A 19,237-nucleotide genomic window follows, 5' to 3' on the forward strand; every position below is an offset into this window, starting at 1 on the left:
CACACCTTGCGGGAGAGAGCCATGAACATCGCCAGCGTGCGTCGGCCCATCATCCCTCCCGCTCCCCCGCGTGCGCCCGACGACATGTCGTTCTTCGGCCGGCTTGCCGTGATCCGGCACAACATGATCGCGACCTGGGGGCAGCGCGCCTATGAGGAAGACGTCATCAAGGGCCGCTTCTTCCTCCACGACAGTTTCATCCTGAACCAGCCCGACGCCATCCGGCATGTCCTGCTCACCAATTACGAGAACTACACGCGCACGCCGGCGGGAATCCGCATGCTGCGTCCCGTGCTGGGCGACGGCCTTCTGATCGCGGAAGGTCACTCCTGGACGTTTCAGCGCCGCACCCTCGCGCCGGCCTTCACGCCGCGCGCCACCGCCAATCTCGTTCCGCACATGACGGCGGTGCTCGACGAGACCATCGCGAAGCTGGAGGCGCGCTCCGGGGAAGACATCGACCTGCGCGAGGTCATGCAGCGCATGACGCTGGAGATCGCGGGACGCACGATGTTCTCGTTCGGCATGGACCAGCACGGCGCCACCTTGCGCAATTTCATCATGGAATATGCCGCCCGGCTCGGACGGCCGTATTTCCTCGACATGCTGCTGCCGGTGTCGTGGCCGAGCCCGATGGATTTTGCCCGCGCCCGTTTCCGCAAGCGCTGGACCGAATTCGTCGCGATGCTGATCGCCGAGCGGCGCAAGGCCGGCAAGAAGGACGGCGCGCCGCCGCGCGACCTGTTCGATCTCATGGACGCGGCGCGCGATCCCGAGACCGGCAAGGGCTTTTCCGACGAGCAGCTCGTCGACGAGGTCGCGACCATGATCCTTGCTGGTCACGAGACCACGGCGACGGCGCTGTTCTGGGCGCTCTATCTGCTCGCGCTCGATCCGGAGACGCAGGAGGAAGTCGCCTCCGAGGCGCGCGGCGAGCATCTCGACAGCATCGCCGATATCGACCGACAGAAATTCACACGCGCGGTGATCGAGGAGACGATGCGGCTCTATCCGCCGGCGTTCCTGGTCGCGCGGGCCGCGCGCGAGAAGGACAATGCGGCCGGAGTCGAGATCGGCAAGGGCGACATCATCATGATCGCCCCTTGGCTGCTGCACCGGCATGAGAAGCTGTGGGATCAGCCGAACGCGTTCATTCCAAAGCGCTTCATGTCGAAGGAAGCGCCCGATCGCTTCGCCTATCTGCCGTTCGGCGCGGGTCCGCGGGTCTGCATCGGCGCACCGTTCGCACAGGCCGAATCCGTGCTGGCGCTGGCCCGGCTGATCGGCGCGTTCCGCGTCGAGCTTGCCGATACGGCCAATCCCGTAATCCCGCTGGGCGTCGTCACGACCCAGCCGGACCACTCACCCATGTTCCGCATCACGCGTCGGTGACAGGCCCCTCGTCTGGCCGACGGCGTGATGCGCCCTAGATAGAGTTGCGCCATGAGCGATATCCAGGCCCAGTTTTCCGTCCTCAAGCAGACCGCCGATCCGAAGGTGGCCGATGCGATCGCGCGTCTCATCGAGCGTGGTGAGGATCACGAGCTCAACCGCGTCAATGTCCTCGACTTCGCCACGCAGCATGCCGTCGACGAAGAGCACGCGATCTCGGCCTTTCTGCACGCGGCGCGGCTGGGGCTGTTCGACCTCGGCTGGAACGTGCTGTGTCCGGGCTGCGGCGGCGTGCTCGGCGCGCACACGACCCTGAAGGCGCTCAAGCCGGACGATTATCATTGTGCGCTCTGCGCCTGCGGCTACAAGGCCTCCGTCGACGATCAGGTCGAGGTCTCCTTCACCGTGAATCCGCGCGTGCGGCGCATCGCGGCGCACGATCCTGATACGCTTCCGGTGTGGGAGTATTTCAAGCAGGTATTCTGGAGCTCCGGCGTCGACTTCAACAAGGAATCGTTCGCGACACTGGCGAACGAGGTGACGCTGGATACGATGGAGCTGCCGGCCGGCGAGAAGGCGACCATGTCGCTGCAACTGCCTGGTGACTTCGTCATCATCTTCGAGCCGGTGACGCACGCCGCTCATTTCATCGACGTCCAGGGCGAGCCGACCAAGGACCGCCAGCAGCTCGCCATCATGTACAACAAGGTGCAGGCCCCGACGGGGACCACGACCATGCGGCCTGGCCCGCTGCGGCTGTCGCTGGAGAACCAGGCCGGCGTGCGCGTGCTGCCGTCGGTGTTCATCGCGGCCGAGGCGCTCCACCATCTCATCGGCAAGCGCAAGCCGTTCCTCACCGCCAAGCGGATGCTGTCCAACCAGACATTTCGCGACGTGTTCAAGGCGGACAATCTCAGCCTCGACCAGCGGCTCCAGATCACCTCACTGACCTTCCTGTTCACCGACCTGAAGGGCTCGACCGCGCTCTACGAGCGCGTCGGCGATCTTGCTGCCTTCGATCTCGTGCGCGCGCATTTCCATGCGCTGCTCGAGATCATCTCCTCCGAGAAGGGCGCGGTGGTGAAGACCATCGGCGATGCCGTGATGGCAACCTTCGTCCGTCCCGAGCACGCCATCGTCGCGGGCCTGCGGATGCGTGCGGCGATGGACGCGCTCAACGAGCAGCGCGGCACCGACGATCTCATCGTCAAGATCGGCATCCACGAAGGTCCGTGCCTCGCGGTGATGCTCAACGAACGGCAGGACTATTTCGGCCAGACCGTCAACATCGCCGCCCGCGTGCAGAGCCTGTCGACCGCGCAGGAGATCCACATCACCGGCCCCGTGCTGGATGCGCCGGCGGTTGCGGAACTACTCCAGCAGCGCGAGATCAAGCCGATCCAGAAGCAGGCCGCGCTGCGCGGCATCGCCGACAAGATGGTGGTTTACGAGATTCCGTGAGGAATTTCAGCTGTCGTCCCCGCCCAATGCGCAACGGGCAGATTGCCGAAACGTAATCCGGCGCGCGGAACTGACGCACGTTGCGCCGGTTGGGTTTCCTGCTCATATAATGCTGGTAGCAGCCGCCTCCCTCGCGGCTGCATCGATTTCGGTAGGATCTCATGCTCGACGGCCTGCGCCAATTCATCGCCGACATCGTCGCCCCCAACGACCAGAACCGCACCTTCGGTGACAGCGATTATCGGCTGGCGGCAACCGCGCTGCTGGTCCACGTGGTCTCGCTGGACGGCCAGCCGACGGCGGCCGAGCAGCGCAAGCTGCATAGCCTGATCGAAAGCCATTTCGGGCTCGATCACGGCACTGCGGATCGCCTGATCGCGGATGCCACTGAGGTCGAGGGCGAGGCGGTGGACCTCTATCACTTCACCAGCGTCATCATGCGCTCGCTCGACGAAGAGGGCCGCAAGCGCATCGTCCGGATGATGTGGCAGCTGGTCTATGCTGACGGCCAGGTGACCGAATTCGAGGACAACGTCGTCTGGCGCGCCTCCGACCTGCTCGGGATTTCCCAGCGCGACCGGATCGAGCTGAAGCACGCGGTGGCCGAGCGCGTCGGCGGCCAAGTGAAGGATGGTGCCGTCGGCGGCTGACTTATCCCGGCCGGTGGCCTGAGATGCGAGCCACATGACGAAACTTTAATGTAAGCCGCGCCCTCCCCGCGCTTTTGCGGATTCGCCTGCAAATACCGGTCTTTCCTGCACCCCCTGTGGCCCGCTCAAGCGGCCATGCCGCCAGCGCCGCTTGCCTGCCGCGCACGGCTTATGCTCTCGTTCAGCGATTGCCGGGCCAAAGACTTCAATTCAAGAGAACTTGGATCGTGACTGAGCGGGTAACGTTGATCACCGGTGCTTCGGCGGGCATAGGTGTGGAGCTGGCGCGCGTGTTTGCTGCCAATGGACATCGTCTCGCATTGACGGCGCGGCGTGCGGATCGATTGGAGGCGCTTGCGAACGAGCTCGCTGCCAGGGGCGGCAAGAAGCCGATCGTGATCGCCTGCGATCTCGAGGACCCCGCCGCCGGCGAGACCATCGCAGCAGCGCTCGCGGCCGAAGGCGTCGAGCTCGATCACCTCGTCAACAATGCCGGATTCGGCGTGTTCGGTGATGCCATCGAGCGCGACCGGGACGAGCAGATCGGCATCGTCGAGGTCAACGTGCGGGCTCTGACGGATCTGTCGCTGCGCTTTGCCGATCAGCTGATCAGGAACAAGGGCGGTCTTCTCAATGTGGGCTCGGTTGCAGGCTTCCTGCCCGGTCCCGGCATGGCCGTCTATTATGCCTCCAAGGCCTACGTGATTTCCTTCACCGAAGCGCTGCGGGCCGAACTCGCACCGCGCGGCGTTCGCGTCACCGTGCTTTGCCCGGGCCCGGTGCCCACCGAATTCCAGACGCGCGCCGGCGTCGGATCGCAGCACGATACGGCTCTTCTCAACGTTTCGGCCGCCGATGTCGCGCAAGAGGCTTATCGTGGCCTGATGGCCAACAAACGGGCAGTGCTGCCCGGTCTCGGCATCAAGATTGTGCCGTTTGCGCTGCGCTTTTTCCCACGCGGCTTCATCCTGGCCGCCACGAGCCGGTTCCAGAGGCGCCGGCATTAGAAAAGTCCCCAGCTTCCGTAGTGGCCCGGAGCTTGCTTCACTTTCGATGTGTGCGCGAACTCACACGATGTTAACCATCGCTTAGCTATGCTGGCGGTCTGAACCGATAGCACTCGCAAAAGGCCATGTCGTTCCGGACGGACAGGTTTGGTGGCGCAGAATTGGTGCCCTTTCGAAAGAGGGTGCCGAGCCCTGCCATCTCCGAAAGCCGGTTACCGGTCTTGATCGTCCTGCATCAGGAATCTTCGACCCCCGGCCGCGTCGGCAACGCGCTCCGCGCGCTCGGCCATCCCCTCGACATCCGTCGTCCCCGTTTCGGCGATCCGCTGCCCGAGACGCTTGATGCGCATGCCGGCGCCGTGGTCTTCGGCGGCCCGATGAGCGCCAACGATCCCGACGACTACATCCGCCGCGAGATCGACTGGATTGAAATTCCGCTGCGCGAGCAGCGGCCGTTTCTCGGCATCTGCCTAGGGGCCCAAATGCTCGCCATGCAGCTCGGTGCGCGCGTCGCGCCGCATGCGGAGTCCCTGACCCAGATCGGCTATTACCCGATCCGCCCGACCGCCGCGGGCCACGCGCTCTGCCCGGCCTGGCCCGCGCAGGTCTATCATTGGCACCGCGAGGGATTCGATCTGCCTGTCGGCGCGGAGCTGCTGGCAGAAGGCGATGATTTTCCGGTGCAGGCGTTCCGCACCGGCAATGCGTTCGGCGTGCAGTTTCACCCCGACGTGACCTACGCGATGATGCATCGGTGGACCACGCGCGGGTATGACGGCTTCAGCGCGCCCGGTGCGCGGCAACGGCACCATCACTTCGCGGATCGTGCCGTGTACGATGCCGCAGAGCGCGCCTGGCTCGATCACTTCGTCGACGGCTGGCTGGCGCGCCGGCCGGTGCTGGCGCAAGCGGCCGAGTGATCGCGCCTTCACGCAAGTCCTTGCCTTACCATTGGATATGCTAGGCTCATTGCTAACGAGCGCGCGTGAACGCGTGCCGGCAGCACAGGGAGAGCGCCATGGCCTACGAACACATCCTCTACGAGGTGAGCGACAAGGTCGCGACCATCACGCTCAACCGGCCCGATCGCATGAATGCGTGGACGCCGATCATGGAGCGCGACGTGCGCCATGCCATGGAAGCATCGAGCGCCGACGACAATGTCCGCGTCATCGTGCTCACCGGCGCCGGCCGCGCCTTCTGCGCCGGCGCCGACATGGATGCGTTGAAGGGGCTCGACCCCGACGACGTCAGGCGTGCAACGAATCTGCCGCCGTTCGACATGAACCGGCGCCCGGACTGGCAAACGCGCTATGGCTATTATCCGTCGATCGGGAAGCCCGTCATCGCCATGCTCAACGGCGCGACCGCGGGCATCGGCCTCGTGCATGCGCTCTATTGCGACCTGCGCTTTGCCGCCGACAACACCGTGTTCACCACGGCTTTCTCGCGCCGCGGACTGATCGCCGAGCACGGCATCTCCTGGATGCTGCCGCGCATCGTCGGCCACCCCAATGCGATGGATCTGCTGCTCTCCGCCCGTCGCGTCTCGAGCGAGGAGGCGCTGCGGATCGGGCTGGTCAACCGGCTCTGCTCGCCGGAGAAGCTGCGCGAGGAGACCTACGCCTATGCGCGCGATCTCGCCGATTTCGTCTCGCCGAGCGCGATGGCCGTCATCAAGCGCCAGCTCTACGAGGTGCCGTTCCAGACCCTGGCCGAGGCCACGATCGAGGCGAATCGCGAGATGATGGTGGCGCTGGCCGGCAGCGATTTCCGCGAGGGCGTGGCGAGCTTCATGGAAAAGCGGGCACCGCGGTTTACGGGGAGGTAGGGGGGAAAGTCCGGAGAGAGCCCGGCTCCGCCCCTTCGGGTTACGCCGCGGCAGCCTTCGCCGCATGAGGGCTCGCCGAGCCGAAGCAGGCGCAGCCTGCGAAGGCTGGTGGAGCCAGGCGGGATCGAACCGCCGACCTCGTCATTGCGAACGACGCGCTCTCCCAGCTGAGCTATGGCCCCTTTGCTGGCCGCTCTGGTAAACGCGGCCGACAACCGGGCGCCATTTAAGTCCCCGCCAAGGTCAAGTCAAGGACGGGTGTAAGGGGGTTTTAGCCATTCCGGCACCGACTTCCCTTGTTTGGGAGGGGGGGAACCGATATCTAGCAAAAGGCGTCAATTCTGATCGCAGCCAAAGTCTTCAAAAGCCAGAGTCCTCAATCGCCATGCGTGCCGTTCTCGACATCGTCATCATCGTGCTCGACCTCTACGTCTGGCTGCTGATCGCGTCCGCGATCCTGTCCTGGCTGATCGCCTTCAACGTGGTGAACACCCGCAACCAGTTCGTGTCGGCGGTGGCAGAGTTCCTGTACCGGATCACCGAGCCGGTGCTGGCGCCGATTCGCAATCTCCTGCCCAGCCTCGGCGGCCTCGACATCTCGCCGATCATCCTGATCCTGCTCATCATGTTCATCGAGCGGGTGATCCTGTACTACATCTACCCGAACGTGATCTGAGCGGGCTGGAGCGCCTTGGTTGCCAAAGACACCTTCGGGGAACCTTGGCGCTATTCGGCCGCAGGAATCAGCATCGCGCTGCGGGTGACGCCGCGCGGTGGCCGCGACGACATCGACGGGATCGAGCAATTGGCCGATGGCCGCAACGTGCTCAAGGTGCGGGTGCGTGCGATCGCCGATGGCGGCGAGGCCAACAAGGCCGTTTTGGTGTTGCTGGCAAAGTCGCTTGGCGTCCCCAAGGCCAGCGTGAGGCTCCTGTCCGGAGCCACCTCGCGACTGAAGCAGATCGCGGTCGATGGCGATCCGGCGCGGCTCGGCGTTGCCCTGCGCCAGCTCGTTGCGGCCAAATCGACAGACTGAGGAACTGACATGACCGCCAAGATCATCGATGGGAAAGTCATTGCCGCCGAGCTCCGTGCGCGCGTGGCCGACGAAGTTGCCCGGGTCAAGCGCGAGCACAATCTGGTGCCGGGCCTTGCGGTGGTTCTGGTCGGCAACGACCCGGCCAGCGAGGTCTATGTCCGCTCCAAGCACACCCAGACCCAGGCCGCCGGCATGGCCTCGTTCGAGCACAAGCTGCCGGCCGACGTGTCGCAGGCGGACCTGCTGGCGCTGGTCGCAAAGCTCAACGGCGATCCGGCCGTGCACGGCATTCTGGTCCAGCTGCCGCTGCCGAAGGGGCTGAACACGGAAGCCGTCATCAACGCCATCGACCCCGCGAAAGATGTCGACGGTCTGCATCCGAACAATGCCGGCCGTCTCGCCGGCGGATTTCAGGCGCTATCACCCTGCACGCCGCTCGGCTCGATCATCCTGACAAAGAGCGTGCACGCCTCGCTCGAGGGCATGAACGCCATCGTGATCGGCCGCTCCAATCTGGTCGGTCGTCCGCTGGTGCAATTGCTGTTGAACGAGAACGCCACGGTGACGATCGCGCATTCGCGCTCGCGCGACCTGCCCGGGCTCGTGAAGCGGGCCGATCTGGTCTACGCCGCGGTCGGCAAGCCCGAGATGGTGCGCGGCGATTGGCTGAAGCCGGGCGCGACTGTGATCGACATCGGGATCAACCGGATTCCGAAGGAGGACGGCAAGACGCGCCTCGTGGGCGACGTCGCCTATCAGGAAGCGCTTGGAGTGGCCGGCGCCATCACGCCGGTGCCGGGCGGCGTCGGCCAGATGACGGTCGCCTGCCTCCTGGTGAACACGCTACGCGCGGCCTGCGCGATCGCGGGGCTGCCGAAGCCGGCGGTGTAGGTATTCTTCGCTTCCCCCGCTTGTGGGGTGAGGAAGAAGGACTCCTCAGCCCTTCTTCTTTTTCGTCTCGCGATCCATGCCTTCGAGGATCAGCTTGTGCGCTTCCTCCGGGCCGCCCCAGCGCAGGATCTTCACCCATTTGCCCTTCTCGAGATCCTTGTAGTGCTCGAAGAAGTGCTGGATCTGCTGCAGCGTGATGTCGGGCAGGTCGGAGTACGACTTCACCTTGTCGTAGCGCTGCGTCAGCTTTGACGACGGCACCGCCAGGATCTTCTCGTCGCCACCGGCCTCGTCCTCCATGAACAGCACGCCGACCGGGCGCACGCTCATGACGGCGCCGGGAATGATGGCGCGGGTGTTGACGATCAGGACGTCGCAGGGGTCGCCGTCATCCGACAGAGTGTGCGGGATGAAGCCGTAGTTACCGGGGTAACGCATCGGCGTGTACAGGAAGCGGTCGACCACCAGCGTGCCGGCCTCCTTGTCCATCTCGTACTTGATCGGTTCGCCGCCCACGGGGACTTCGATGAGGACGTTGACTTCCTGGGGTACGTTCTTCCCGATCGAGATCGCATCGATACGCATTCAAGGCTCCGTTGTTGCCGAGGTAAAATCGCGCCCGGCAGCGATTTTGGCGCTGTCATACGCGGGCTTGGCCCGCCGATCCATCGCGTTTTTGTGAAATAATGAATCCCGAAGTCACCGGCGCAGAGGCAGCGGTATCGACGGAAGGTAAGGGCCGACGAATTCAGCTTTCAGCAGCTCAATTGGTCCAGGCGAAGGCAACCTTGTCGAGCGACTTCGGCCCGAACCGCTCCGAGGAGCGCGCCACCATGCGGCCGCCCAGCGCCCGGTAGAACTCCGTCGCCGGGTCGTTGTCCGAGAGCGCCCACACCACCATGCTCTTCAGCCCGCTCTGCATCAGGTCGCGGCGGGCGGAGGCAAACAGGCGACGACCGAAGCCGAGGCCCTGGAATTCCGGGCGCAGGTAAAGCTCGTAGATCTCGCCGTCGAAATGCAGGCTGCGGGCGCGGTTGCGACCGTAATTGGCATAACCCGCGATCTTGTCGCCGAACACGAGCACGCTGACGCGGCTACCCTTGCGGATCGCACTGTCCCACCATTGCGGGCCGCGGCGGTTGATGAGCTTTTCAAGCTCGGCGCCGGGAATGATGCCCTGATAGGCGGAGCGCCAGGCTTCGTCATGAGTGGACGCCACCGCAGTTGCATCTGCAGCTTTGGCCGGCCGGACCTCGATCAGGGTTGTGCTCATGGACGCAATCAAACCAAGTCGCCGCGCTGGCGGCAAGACCTATCGTTAATTATCGGTTAACGTGTGGACTTTGTGCATCAGTCTCTTAACCATGTTGTACCGAAAGAAGACAACACGCCAACTCCGAGGGCACGGGCGTGCCGAGCGTCGGTGCAAAACTTCCGTCGCGGCAGCGAATGCATGGCAATGGCGACGCAGAAAGTCTGCCGATACTGATTCGTTCCTCTCGTCTGATTGGCGCTGTTCTCGCCTCCTGCAATCCATGCGGCTTCTCAAAACCCTCGCGCTCCTGTCTCTGCTGGCCCTGCTGACCACCGCACAGCCTCTGTGCGCTCAGGTCACGTTCGGTGCATCGGGCGAGGAGGGCGAGCCGTTTCGCCGGCAGGAGTGGCGCGTGCCGTCGCCGGATACCGACATCGCGGCGCATGCCCTGCTGTTTCGCCCCGCCGGCGCAGGTCCGTTCCGGGTGGCGGTGATCGCGCACGCCTCGACGCAGAACGTCCTGCGTCGTGCGCAAATGCCGCAGCCGGAATACCGTCCCCTCGCCGCCTTTCTCGTCGCGCGCGGCTTTGCCGTGCTGGTGCCGGAGCGGCTCGGCCACGGTGCGACCGGCGGCCGCTATGCCGAGGACCAGGGCGGATGTGACGAGGCGGACTATGCCCGTTCGGGCCGTGCGACGGCCGAGCAAATCCGGCTCGCGCTGGAATTCCTGCGAAGGCAGGATTTCATTCGCAAGGAGGGCGCCGTCGTGATCGGCCATTCCGCCGGCGGCTGGGGCGCGCTGGCGCTCGCCAATGCCGATCCAAAGGCGATCTCGGCGATCACGGTGTTTGCCCCCGGGCGCGGCGGCCATGCCAATGACGAGTCGAACCGGATCTGCGCGCCACACACGCTGCTTGCCGCTGCAACGGAGTTCGGCAAGGCCGCGCGCATTCCCGTTACCTGGCTCGTCGCGGCCAATGACAGCTATTTCTCGCCGTCATTTTCGAAGAGTCTGGAAGATGCGTTTCGTGGCGGCGGCGGCCAGGTGGACTTGCGCATCCTGCCGGCCGTCGGCAGCGAGGGTCATTGGATGATCGAGACGGAAGCCGGCGTCAAAGCCGCAAGCGGCGATCTCGTGCGTGCGCTGAACCGGGCAAAGCCGGTGGCGGCCAAGAAGCCATGACGCTGTACTTTTTGGTCAAGTTTCTGCATGTGCTCGGCGCAGTCGTCATCCTCGGCACCGGAACGGGCATCGCCTTCTTCATGCTGATGGCGCATCGCACGAAGGATGTGGCGTTCATCGCACGCACCGCATCGGTCGTGGTGATCGCGGACGCGATCTTCACGCTCTCCGCCGTGCTCCTGCAACCGGTCACGGGCGGCTTTCTGATGACGCTTTCGGCGACGCCGATCACCGAGCGCTGGCTGCTCGCCTCGCTCGCGCTCTATGCTATCGCCGGCCTGTTCTGGATTCCCGTGGTGCTCATGCAGATCGAGATGCGCGATCTCGCGCGCAAGGCTGCCGATCAACACGCGGCCTTGCCGGAGCGATACTTCGTTCTCTTCCGCCGCTGGTTCGCGTTCGGCTTCCCTGGCTTCGGCGCGACAATGCTGATCCTGTGGCTGATGATCGCAAAACCGTTTTGAGAGACGTAATGGCTGAACGAACCATCCTGGTGCTCGGCGCCTCCGGCCTGATCGGCCGCTTCGTCACCGGCGATCTCCGCGCGCGGGGTTTTCGCGTGGTCGGCGTGGCGCGCAGTCGGTCGCCGGCCCACAGGATGAGTGCGCTGGATATCGAGCTGCCGATCCTCTCGCTCGATGCGGCAGCCCTGGCGCGGCTGCTGCGCGAGCATGCGGTGGATGTCGTCGTCAACTGCCTCGGCGTGCTCCAGGATGGCCCTGGCAGCGACACCGGTGCCGTGCACCGCGATTTCGTCGCGCGGCTGCTCGCGGCGATCGGCGGCAGCGGCCGTCCGACCCGCCTCGTGCACATCTCGATTCCGGGAACGGTGGAGGCCGACCGCACCGCCTTCGCGACGACCAAGCGCGAGGCCGAGCGTTTGATCGCGGCCTCCGGCGTTCCCCACGCCATCCTGCGGCCCGGCTTCGTCGTTGCACCGTCCGCCTATGGCGGCAGCGCGATGCTGCGTGCGCTCGCCGCGTTTCCGCTCGACCTTCCGGGCAAGGAGATGGCAACGCGGTTCCAGCCCATCGCGGTCGAGGATATTTCGGCGACCATTGCCTGGCTCGCTGCGTGCGACATTGATGACGCTGCCGTGCAGGCGGTGAACTGGGATCTGATGCAGGCCGAGCCGGTCACCATGGCCGGCGTCATCATGCCGTTTCGGCTTGCCTTCGGCACGTACGGCTGGCCGCGCATCGCGATGCCGTCACTCATGCTGGACTTCGGCGCGAAGATTGGCGATCTCGCCAGCCATCTCGGCTGGATACCGCCGATGCGCTCGACAGCCATCGCCGAGCTGCGCCGCGGCGTGCAAGGTGATCCCTCGGCCTGGATCGCCGCCACAGGCATCACACCGAAGACGCTGGTGGAGACGATCGGCCGGCATCCCGCCACCATCCAGGACAAATGGTTCGCGCGCCTGTTCCTGGTCAAGGCGCTGATCCTCGCCAGCCTGGTCGCGTTCTGGCTCGTCTCCGGTTTCATCGCGCTGTTCGTGTCCTACCGCGCCGCCGCCGGCATCTTGACCGCGCACAACTTTCCGCCCGCGCTGGTTGATCCCATCACCGTCGGCACCAGCCTGATGGACATGAGCATCGGCGCATTGATCGCCTTCAGGCGTACTGCGGCGATCGGGCTCGTCGCGGGGATCATTGCCTCGCTCGGCTACATGTTCGGCGCCGCGATCCTGACGCCCGATCTCTGGGTCGAGCCGCTCGGCGCGCTGGTGAAGACAGGTCCGGCCATCGTGCTGATGCTGGTCGCCTTGTTGATACTGGATAACCGATAGCGTTTTCGCGCGAAGTGGATTCGGTTCGTGTGAAGCAAACGCGTCAAGAAGAGAAGCTGATGTCCAAATGGCCCGACGACGACGTCATCCTGTTCGATGGCGTCTGCATCTTCTGCTCGCGCTGGGTCCGGTTCGTGGCCAAGCGCGACACGGAGCGGCGATTTCGCTTCACACCGATCCAGTCGGATTATGGTGCGAGGCTCGCGCGCACGTTCGGCATCGACCCCGATGATCCCGACACCAACGCGGTGGTTCACGGTGGCAAGGTGCTCATGAAGTCGGACGCCGCGCTGACCGTGCTGTCGCTGCTTCCCGGCTGGGGTTGGGTGCGCGCGTTGTTCGTCGTGCCGAAGCCGCTGCGGGATCCGATCTACAGCCTCATCGCCCGCAACCGCTACCGCATCTTCGGGAAATATGACGCTTGCTTCGTGCCGGATGCGGATTTGCGGGCGCGGGTGATCGAGTAGTTCGTCGTTGCGAGTGCAGCGTCGCTACGCTCGCAATGACGGAGCTACAGTTTGCCCAGAGCCGCCAGCACTTCCTTCGCAGCCCGCTCCCCACTGTCTCTCGCTCCATGGGCGGTCGTGAAGAACTCCGGCGACGTTGCTTCGCCCGCGAAGAACAGCCGCCCGTCCACCGGCGCGGCCAGAACGGCACGATCGCCGGCGTGGCCGGGCAATGCGTGCGAGTAGGAACCGCGCGCGAAGGGATCATGCGCCCAGCGCGATTCATGCAGCGGCTTCAGCTTGCGGCGGATATCGCTACCGAGAAATCCCGCGATCTCGTTGATGGCGTGCGCGGCAATAGCGCCTTCGCCAGAATCTTCCAGCGCGCGAGCGAAGCTGCCGCCGAAAAAGCCTTCGATGCAGGGCTGGCCGAACGGGCGGATGTGGTAGGTGCCCATCTCGGTGCGCATGGTGGCGCCGCGCAGATTGCCTTCCCTCGGAAAGGCCTCGGCACCCTCGAGCGCCAGCGTCACCTTGTCGTCGACGCCGAGTGGAAGGCCGGCGGCCGCATCGACCTTGGACGGCAGCGGCGGCGAAAAGCGGATCGTCTCGTCGGCGATCAGGTTGGTCGGCACGGTGACGATCACCTTGTCGGCGTCCAGCATGCCCTGCGACGACTGGATGCGGATGCGCTTGTCCGAATGATCGATCAGCGTGACGTTGCAGTCCAGCGCCACCCGGCAGGGCGCGCCATAGGCCGCGATCAACGCGCCATAGCCGCGGCGAACTCGCCAGTTGAGGTTCGTGTCCTCATAGGCGTTCCAGTCCAGCGTGGACATGTCCTCGAGTTCGCAGCCGTTGATGTAGGTCGATATCGCGTTGATCATGGGATTCCAGCGATTGCCTGGCTCCAGACTTGAGTTCGCGGGTTCGTCCTTGCCCTTTTGCGCGGCCTGCCAGAGGCGCTCGTAGAACGCGTCCATCGCGCGCATGAAATCGTCGCGCTCGCTTTGCGGAAACGCGTTGCCGTAGGCGCGCTCGCGCCAGGGCGGCAGGTCCCTGTTGAGTTCGAAACCCAGTCTTTGCGCGATTGCGACGAAGGAGTTCTTGTCCGCCGAGTGCAGCCAGCCGCAGCCGACGTCGAAGGTCACCTCGGGCGAGGCCTGCACCGTCCAGGCCCGGCCACCGAGCCTGTTACGCGCCTCCAGCACGATCACGGAGAGGCCGAAGCCATGCAGCGCATGCGCCGCGCCGAGGCCGGCGGCCCCGGCGCCGATGATCGCGACGTCGGCGGAGGAGGGGAGAGAGGTCATGGCCGGGCTCTAGCACGTTCGAAATATGCGCTGAAGCCGGCCAGACAAACGATCTCGTAGGATGGGCAAAGGCGCTCTTGCGCCGTGCCCACCATTGTCGATTGGTGGGCACGCTTGCGCCTGCCCACCCTACGGCACTGTGGCGTGCGGCAGCCTTACGCCACCGCCTCCTTGGCCTTTTCCGCGCGCTTGCGCTCGTTCGGATCGAGGTGCTTCTTGCGCAGGCGGATCGACTTCGGGGTGATCTCCACCAGCTCGTCGTCCTCGATATAGGCCAGCGCCTTTTCCAGCGTCATGCGGATCGGCGGGGTCAGGCGCACGGCCTCGTCCTTCGAGGTGGTGCGGATGTTGGTGAGCTGCTTGCCCTTGAGCACGTTGATCTCGAGATCGTTGTCGCGGGTATGCTCGCCGACGATCATGCCCTTGTAGACCTTCCAGCCGGGCTCGATCATCATCGGGCCGCGGTCTTCCAGCTTGAACATGGCGTAGGCCACCGACTCGCCCTGGTCGTTCGAGATCAGCACGCCGTTGCGACGGCCCTGGATCGGGCCCTTGTAGGGCAGGTAGTCGTGGAACAGGCGGTTCATGATCGCCGTGCCCTTGGTATCGGTCATCAGCTCGCCCTGGTAGCCGATCAGGCCGCGGGTCGGCGCGTAGAACACCAGACGCAGGCGGTTGCCGCCGGACGGCTTCATCTCGATCAGCTCGGACTTGCGCTCGCTCATCTTCTGCACGACGACGCCGGAATGCTCCTCGTCGACGTCGACCACGACCTCCTCGATCGGCTCCAAGGTCTGGCCGGTGGCTTCGTCCTTCTGGAACACGACGCGCGGACGCGACACGGAGAGCTCGAAGCCCTCGCGGCGCATGGTCTCGATCAGGATCGCGAGCTGCAATTCGCCGCGGCCCGATACTTCCATCGCGTCCTTGTCCTGGGACTCGACGACGCGCAGCGCGACATTGCCTTCGGCCTCGCGCAGCAGGCGGTCGCGGATCAGGCGACTGGTGACCTTGTCGCCCTCGGTGCCGGCGAGCGGCGAGTTGTTGACGATGAACGTCATCGACACGGTCGGCGGATCGATCGGCTGCGCCTGCAGCGGTTCCTCGACCGTGGGATCGCAGAAGGTGTCGGCGACGGTGCCCTTGGTGAGGCCCGCGATGGCGACGATGTCGCCGGCTTCGGCGAACTCGACCGGCTGGCGCTCGAGGCCGCGGAACGCGAGGATCTTGGTGATGCGGCCGTTCTCGATCAGCTTGCCTTCACGCGACAGCACCTTGACGGCCTGGTTCGGCTTCACGGAACCCGACGCGATGCGGCCGGTAATGATGCGGCCGAGATAGGGATTGGCCTCGATGATGGTGCCGAGCAGCCTGAACGGACCTTCCTGGACCACGGGGGGCGCCACATGCTTGAGCACGAGCTCGAACAGCGGCTTCATGCCAACATCATGGGAGGCGTCGGGAGAGTTCGCCATCCAGCCGTTCTTGCCCGAGCCGTAGAGAATCGGGAAGTCGAGCTGCTCGTCGGTGGCGTCGAGCGCCGCGAACAGGTCGAACACCTCGTTGACGACTTCGGAGATGCGCGCGTCCGGACGGTCGACCTTGTTGATGGCGACGATCGGCTTCAGGCCGAGCTTGAGCGCCTTGCTGACCACGAATTTGGTCTGCGGCATCGGGCCTTCGGCGGCGTCGACCAGCACGATCACGCCATCGACCATCGACAGGATGCGCTCGACCTCGCCGCCGAAATCAGCGTGGCCGGGGGTGTCGACGATGTTGATCTGGGTGTCGCCCCAATGCACCGAGGTGCACTTGGCCAGAATGGTGATGCCGCGCTCGCGCTCCAGATCGTTGGAGTCCATGGCGCGCTCGGCCACCTTCTGGTTGTCGCGATAGGTGCCGGATTGCTGCAGCAGCTTGTCGACCAGGGTGGTTTTGCCGTGGTCGACGTGGGCGATGATGGCGATGTTGCGAAGGTTCATGAGTGAGCTTCTTTGCGTTCGTACAATGGGTTAAGCGCGATCTCGCCGGTCGGACCGGGACCTCTTCTCGAAACAACGCTGGAAGACTGGAAACGGGCGCTCGCCGCCCAAAAAGGAAGCCCGGCCATATCGACCGGGCACCCTACGCGTTGCGGCGCAATATATGCAAAAACCGCCAAAAAACAATGTGTTCTTTGGGCCTTGGTTGACCGAATTTTGTCCGGGATTCCCCGGGGCTTAGCCGTCGTTTCGAATTGGCGGGGCCTTTCGCCCCTTGATCGCCGCCCAGATCAGGGCGACCCCGCCGATGCCAACGACCAGCCCGAGGAAGATCAGCGGCGCGATGTCGGAGTCGATCTTGCCCCCGTCGGATATGGAGATTCCGCCGAACAGCAGGGCGCACAGGCCGGGCAGCAGGAGGATAATGCCCGAGATCGCCATGAACGCGGTGAGGCAACCGCTGCGCGGCACGGGCGGGGGAGGAGGCGGCAGGGCCGAAGCCGGTTGCTGGTTCTCAGGATTGCTCATGATGGCGGTGGGCTCAATCCCCATTTTCTGATCGCGGCGGACAGGAGCAGGGCAGTGGCGGCGCAGAGCAGGACTAACCCGATCAGCGCCAATCCGGAAGAGTTGCCTCCGACAGCCAGGAAGCACATGCCCGGTAATAGCAGCACCAGGCCGCCGACCACCATGAAAGCGTTCAGGCAGCCGCTGCGCTGTGGCGGCGCTGTCGCAGAAGCGTCCGCGTCAGGAAGCGGTGGTTTCGGTGCGAGCGGCGTCGTGCCGGTATCGCTCATCGCGGCATCTCCTCGCTTTGGCGTGCCTCGCGATAGGTCTGCCCAGCCAGCGCGGCGCGGATGCCGTCGATCTTTCCGTTGCGGTAGAACAGGTTGTAGGTGTCGAACGGGATGATCGCGCCCTGCTCGGTCACGAAATGAATGCAGCTGCGCTTGACGTTGCCGACGCAGAAATTGAAGCGATCGAGGAATTGCACGATGGTGACGCGGAAGACGTTTTCGTAGGAAAGCCCGTCCGGCACCTGAAAGCTCGGCAGGCAACACAGGAGTTCGCAGACGCGCTCGCTCGTGTTCAGCGGTCCCGATGACAGCGAGAACAAGTCGACGAACTTCTCGCGCAGCACCGGATATTTCTCGGGGCTGATGGTGTTGGGCATCACCGCGACGAGTTGCTCCTGCGGGATCAGCGAGGTCAGCGGCAGCACCTTCTCGCCGTTGCGCAGGCCGTAGCCGATCGAGATGCTCTCGGGGTTGCAGGGCAGCGGGATCATGTCCTTGTCGCCGAACACGCCGGTCTCGACGACGTGCTTGCGGATCTCCGACAGCATGACGCGGTTGGTCTTCTCATCGAAATCATCGTTGCGGCCAGCGTCCTGCACCGGCTGCAGCGTGACGCCGCGCACGCATTTCCAGGTCAGCGCGTGGCGGACGATGTCGCCGATCTCGGCATCGTTGACGCCGCGCTTGATGGTCGCGACCAGCGTGGTCGACACGCCAAAATGCTCGAGATTCTCCAGCGCCTGCTGGCGAATCTTGCACAGATCCGCACCGCGCAGGTTGATCAGCGCGTCGCGCTGCAGCGAATCGAACTGGAGATAGACCTCAAGCCCGCGCCTGTTCTCGGCGAGCCGCGCCACGAAATCCTTTTCGAGGGCGATGCGCAGGCCGTTGGTGTTGATCATGACGTGGCGGATCGGGCGGGCGCGCACCGCGTCCAGGATCGCGAAGAAGTCAGGATGCAGCGTAGGCTCGCCGCCGGAGATCTGCACGAGGTCGGGCTCGCCTTCGCTGGCGACCAGCGCGTCCAGCATCTTCTCGATGGTCGCGAGCGGAGTGAATTTCGTCCGCGCGGGCGAGGATTCGGCGAAGCAGACCGGGCAGGTGAGGTTGCAGTGCTCGGTGATCTCGATCAGCGCCAGGCAGGAATGCTGCTCGTGGTCGGGGCAGAGGCCGCAATCATAGGGGCACCCGAACTCGGTGCGATGCTGGAATTGCAGCGGGCGGTCGCCGGGCTTGATGAAGTCCTTGCACAGGCGCCAGTAGGCGGCATCCGTCGACACCAGCGTCGACTGGACGCCATGCTCCGTGCATCGCTTCTCGTACCAGACCTCGTTGTCCTGGATCTGGATCTTGGTTGGCACCAGCTTCAGGCAAATCTCGCAGAGAGATTGGGTCTGGCCCCAGAAAATATAGGGACGCGACTTACGCAACGGCGCGTTCATGCAAGTAACTCATTTTGCAAGGGTCTCGCTTTGGGGGCCGTCGCCAGCAGGACGCCGGCATAGAGCAGGACGGACAGCGACAGCAGGTGAAACAGGGTGAGCGGGCCGATCAGCGCGCCATAGGGCTTGAGGAATTCCCACAGGAAGCGTTGCGCTCCGTAGTAGGCGAGAGCCAGGTAGAAACCATTGGTGATCGTGAACGCGTTCCGGTTCAAGACCGCGAGCACATAGGCAAGCGCGAACAGGGCCATCGCCGCGCTTTCGTAGAGCTGGACGGGATGACGAAGGACGCCGTCACCGAAATCGTGCCCCCACGGCAGCGCCGTCGCCGTGCCATAGGTGAAGTCGTCGAGGCCTGCGAAATAGCAGCCGAGCCGGCCGATCGCGATGCCCACGGCCAGCGGCAGCGCAAACCGCGCGCCGGTGCGCAAGGCGATGCCGGCCGTCCATTTGTAGAGCTCGATCGCCACGATGCCGCCGGCCAGCGCGCCTTCCACCGAGCGCGCAATGCCGCTCTGACCCGACAGCCACAGATTAGCGGAGCCGAACAGATAGGCGCCGAGGCCGGCGCCGAACACGAGCGCGGCGATATAGGGCAGCTCGAAGGATTGCGCCGGAAATTGCAGGCGCTGCCGCGACAGCCACCAGACGGCGGCGGCCGCCGCCAGCCACGCCGCGATGTCGAAAAGGGTGTGGAGGAAAGCCCCGCTCATGCGGGGATATTAGCCCAGGTTCCGGCCGCGAGGGATAGGGCCC

The 19,237-nt window shown here is 64.7% G+C and carries 21 protein-coding genes and 1 tRNA gene; 13 read left to right on the plus strand and 9 right to left on the minus strand.

The window, feature by feature from the left end; translation table 11 throughout:
* Positions 1 to 21: 21 nt before the first annotated feature.
* The 6 genes from CO669_RS14955 (at position 22) to CO669_RS14980 (ending at position 6,341) form a co-directional block, all read left to right on the plus strand.
* On the plus strand, positions 22 to 1,392 hold the full coding sequence (locus CO669_RS14955; RefSeq protein WP_097660561.1) for a cytochrome P450: 1,371 nt from the start codon (positions 22 to 24) through the stop codon (positions 1,390 to 1,392).
* A gap of 51 nt (positions 1,393 to 1,443) precedes the next feature.
* The gene (locus CO669_RS14960; protein ID WP_097660562.1) at positions 1,444 to 2,853 is read left to right on the plus strand and encodes an adenylate/guanylate cyclase domain-containing protein; all 1,410 of its coding nucleotides are present in this window, start codon (positions 1,444 to 1,446) and stop codon (positions 2,851 to 2,853) included.
* A gap of 161 nt (positions 2,854 to 3,014) precedes the next feature.
* Entirely contained in the window at positions 3,015 to 3,503 is a 489-nt protein-coding gene (locus CO669_RS14965) for a tellurite resistance TerB family protein (protein WP_097660563.1), read from the plus strand.
* A gap of 227 nt (positions 3,504 to 3,730) precedes the next feature.
* Positions 3,731 to 4,510: an SDR family NAD(P)-dependent oxidoreductase gene (locus CO669_RS14970; protein WP_097660564.1), complete on the plus strand. Its 780-nt coding sequence runs from the start codon at positions 3,731 to 3,733 to the stop codon at positions 4,508 to 4,510.
* Between the two features lie 125 nt (positions 4,511 to 4,635).
* Positions 4,636 to 5,430: a glutamine amidotransferase gene (locus CO669_RS14975; RefSeq protein WP_097660565.1), complete on the plus strand. Its 795-nt coding sequence runs from the start codon at positions 4,636 to 4,638 to the stop codon at positions 5,428 to 5,430.
* A gap of 98 nt (positions 5,431 to 5,528) precedes the next feature.
* The gene (locus CO669_RS14980) at positions 5,529 to 6,341 is read left to right on the plus strand and encodes an enoyl-CoA hydratase (RefSeq protein WP_097660566.1); all 813 of its coding nucleotides are present in this window, start codon (positions 5,529 to 5,531) and stop codon (positions 6,339 to 6,341) included.
* A 106-nt stretch (positions 6,342 to 6,447) separates the two neighbouring features.
* Here CO669_RS14980 and CO669_RS14985 read toward each other — a convergent pair.
* Positions 6,448 to 6,523, minus strand: a tRNA-Ala gene (locus CO669_RS14985).
* A 203-nt stretch (positions 6,524 to 6,726) separates the two neighbouring features.
* Here CO669_RS14985 and CO669_RS14990 point away from each other — a divergent pair.
* From CO669_RS14990 to folD, 3 genes are read left to right on the plus strand one after another with little or no spacing between them, the layout of a single operon-like run.
* The gene (locus CO669_RS14990; RefSeq protein ID WP_097660567.1) at positions 6,727 to 7,017 is read left to right on the plus strand and encodes a YggT family protein; all 291 of its coding nucleotides are present in this window, start codon (positions 6,727 to 6,729) and stop codon (positions 7,015 to 7,017) included.
* Between the two features lie 15 nt (positions 7,018 to 7,032).
* Entirely contained in the window at positions 7,033 to 7,377 is a 345-nt protein-coding gene (locus CO669_RS14995) for a DUF167 domain-containing protein (RefSeq protein WP_097660568.1), read from the plus strand.
* 9 nt (positions 7,378 to 7,386) lie between these two features.
* On the plus strand, positions 7,387 to 8,271 hold the full coding sequence (gene folD, locus CO669_RS15000) for a bifunctional methylenetetrahydrofolate dehydrogenase/methenyltetrahydrofolate cyclohydrolase FolD (RefSeq protein WP_097660569.1): 885 nt from the start codon (positions 7,387 to 7,389) through the stop codon (positions 8,269 to 8,271).
* 45 nt (positions 8,272 to 8,316) lie between these two features.
* On the opposite strand, the gene ppa is transcribed toward folD, so the two are convergent.
* Together ppa and CO669_RS15010 are read right to left on the minus strand one after the other, a co-directional pair.
* Positions 8,317 to 8,856, minus strand: coding sequence for an inorganic diphosphatase (ppa, locus tag CO669_RS15005; protein ID WP_097660570.1), 540 nt, complete (start codon positions 8,854 to 8,856; stop codon positions 8,317 to 8,319).
* A 178-nt stretch (positions 8,857 to 9,034) separates the two neighbouring features.
* Positions 9,035 to 9,544 (minus strand): GNAT family N-acetyltransferase, encoded by a 510-nt coding sequence (locus tag CO669_RS15010; RefSeq protein WP_018318962.1) that lies wholly within the window; start codon positions 9,542 to 9,544, stop codon positions 9,035 to 9,037.
* Positions 9,545 to 9,806: 262 nt separating this feature from the next.
* Between CO669_RS15010 and CO669_RS15015 the strand changes: the two genes are divergently transcribed.
* From CO669_RS15015 to CO669_RS15030, 4 genes are read left to right on the plus strand one after another with little or no spacing between them, the layout of a single operon-like run.
* Positions 9,807 to 10,709: a dienelactone hydrolase family protein gene (locus CO669_RS15015; protein ID WP_097660571.1), complete on the plus strand. Its 903-nt coding sequence runs from the start codon at positions 9,807 to 9,809 to the stop codon at positions 10,707 to 10,709.
* The gene (locus CO669_RS15020; protein ID WP_097660572.1) at positions 10,706 to 11,173 is read left to right on the plus strand and encodes a DUF2269 family protein; all 468 of its coding nucleotides are present in this window, start codon (positions 10,706 to 10,708) and stop codon (positions 11,171 to 11,173) included. Before CO669_RS15015 ends, CO669_RS15020 begins: the two co-directional genes overlap by 4 nt.
* Positions 11,174 to 11,181: 8 nt before the next feature.
* On the plus strand, positions 11,182 to 12,501 hold the full coding sequence (locus tag CO669_RS15025; protein ID WP_097660573.1) for an SDR family oxidoreductase: 1,320 nt from the start codon (positions 11,182 to 11,184) through the stop codon (positions 12,499 to 12,501).
* Between the two features lie 59 nt (positions 12,502 to 12,560).
* Positions 12,561 to 12,968 (plus strand): thiol-disulfide oxidoreductase DCC family protein, encoded by a 408-nt coding sequence (locus CO669_RS15030; RefSeq protein WP_097660722.1) that lies wholly within the window; start codon positions 12,561 to 12,563, stop codon positions 12,966 to 12,968.
* A 44-nt stretch (positions 12,969 to 13,012) separates the two neighbouring features.
* Here the strand turns inward: CO669_RS15030 and CO669_RS15035 are convergent, their stop codons facing one another.
* The 6 genes from CO669_RS15035 to CO669_RS15055 form a co-directional block, all read right to left on the minus strand.
* On the minus strand, positions 13,013 to 14,260 hold the full coding sequence (locus CO669_RS15035) for a flavin monoamine oxidase family protein (protein ID WP_097660574.1): 1,248 nt from the start codon (positions 14,258 to 14,260) through the stop codon (positions 13,013 to 13,015).
* Positions 14,261 to 14,415: 155 nt separating this feature from the next.
* A complete protein-coding gene (gene typA, locus CO669_RS15040) occupies positions 14,416 to 16,242 on the minus strand; it encodes a translational GTPase TypA (RefSeq protein ID WP_097660575.1) in 1,827 nt (608 codons plus the stop codon).
* A gap of 237 nt (positions 16,243 to 16,479) precedes the next feature.
* Positions 16,480 to 16,770: a hypothetical protein gene (locus CO669_RS15045; protein WP_097660723.1), complete on the minus strand. Its 291-nt coding sequence runs from the start codon at positions 16,768 to 16,770 to the stop codon at positions 16,480 to 16,482.
* Positions 16,767 to 17,039: a hypothetical protein gene (locus CO669_RS35010; protein WP_143278671.1), complete on the minus strand. Its 273-nt coding sequence runs from the start codon at positions 17,037 to 17,039 to the stop codon at positions 16,767 to 16,769. Before CO669_RS35010 ends, CO669_RS15045 begins: the two co-directional genes overlap by 4 nt.
* Positions 17,036 to 18,481 (minus strand): radical SAM protein, encoded by a 1,446-nt coding sequence (locus CO669_RS15050; protein ID WP_097660576.1) that lies wholly within the window; start codon positions 18,479 to 18,481, stop codon positions 17,036 to 17,038. The genes CO669_RS35010 and CO669_RS15050 overlap by 4 nt, the downstream gene beginning before the upstream one ends.
* Positions 18,478 to 19,194: a prolipoprotein diacylglyceryl transferase family protein gene (locus tag CO669_RS15055; RefSeq protein WP_097660577.1), complete on the minus strand. Its 717-nt coding sequence runs from the start codon at positions 19,192 to 19,194 to the stop codon at positions 18,478 to 18,480. Before CO669_RS15055 ends, CO669_RS15050 begins: the two co-directional genes overlap by 4 nt.
* Positions 19,195 to 19,237 lie beyond the last annotated feature (43 nt).

It is taken from the genome of Bradyrhizobium sp. Y36 (assembly GCF_002531575.1).
GTDB lineage: Bacteria > Pseudomonadota > Alphaproteobacteria > Rhizobiales > Xanthobacteraceae > Bradyrhizobium.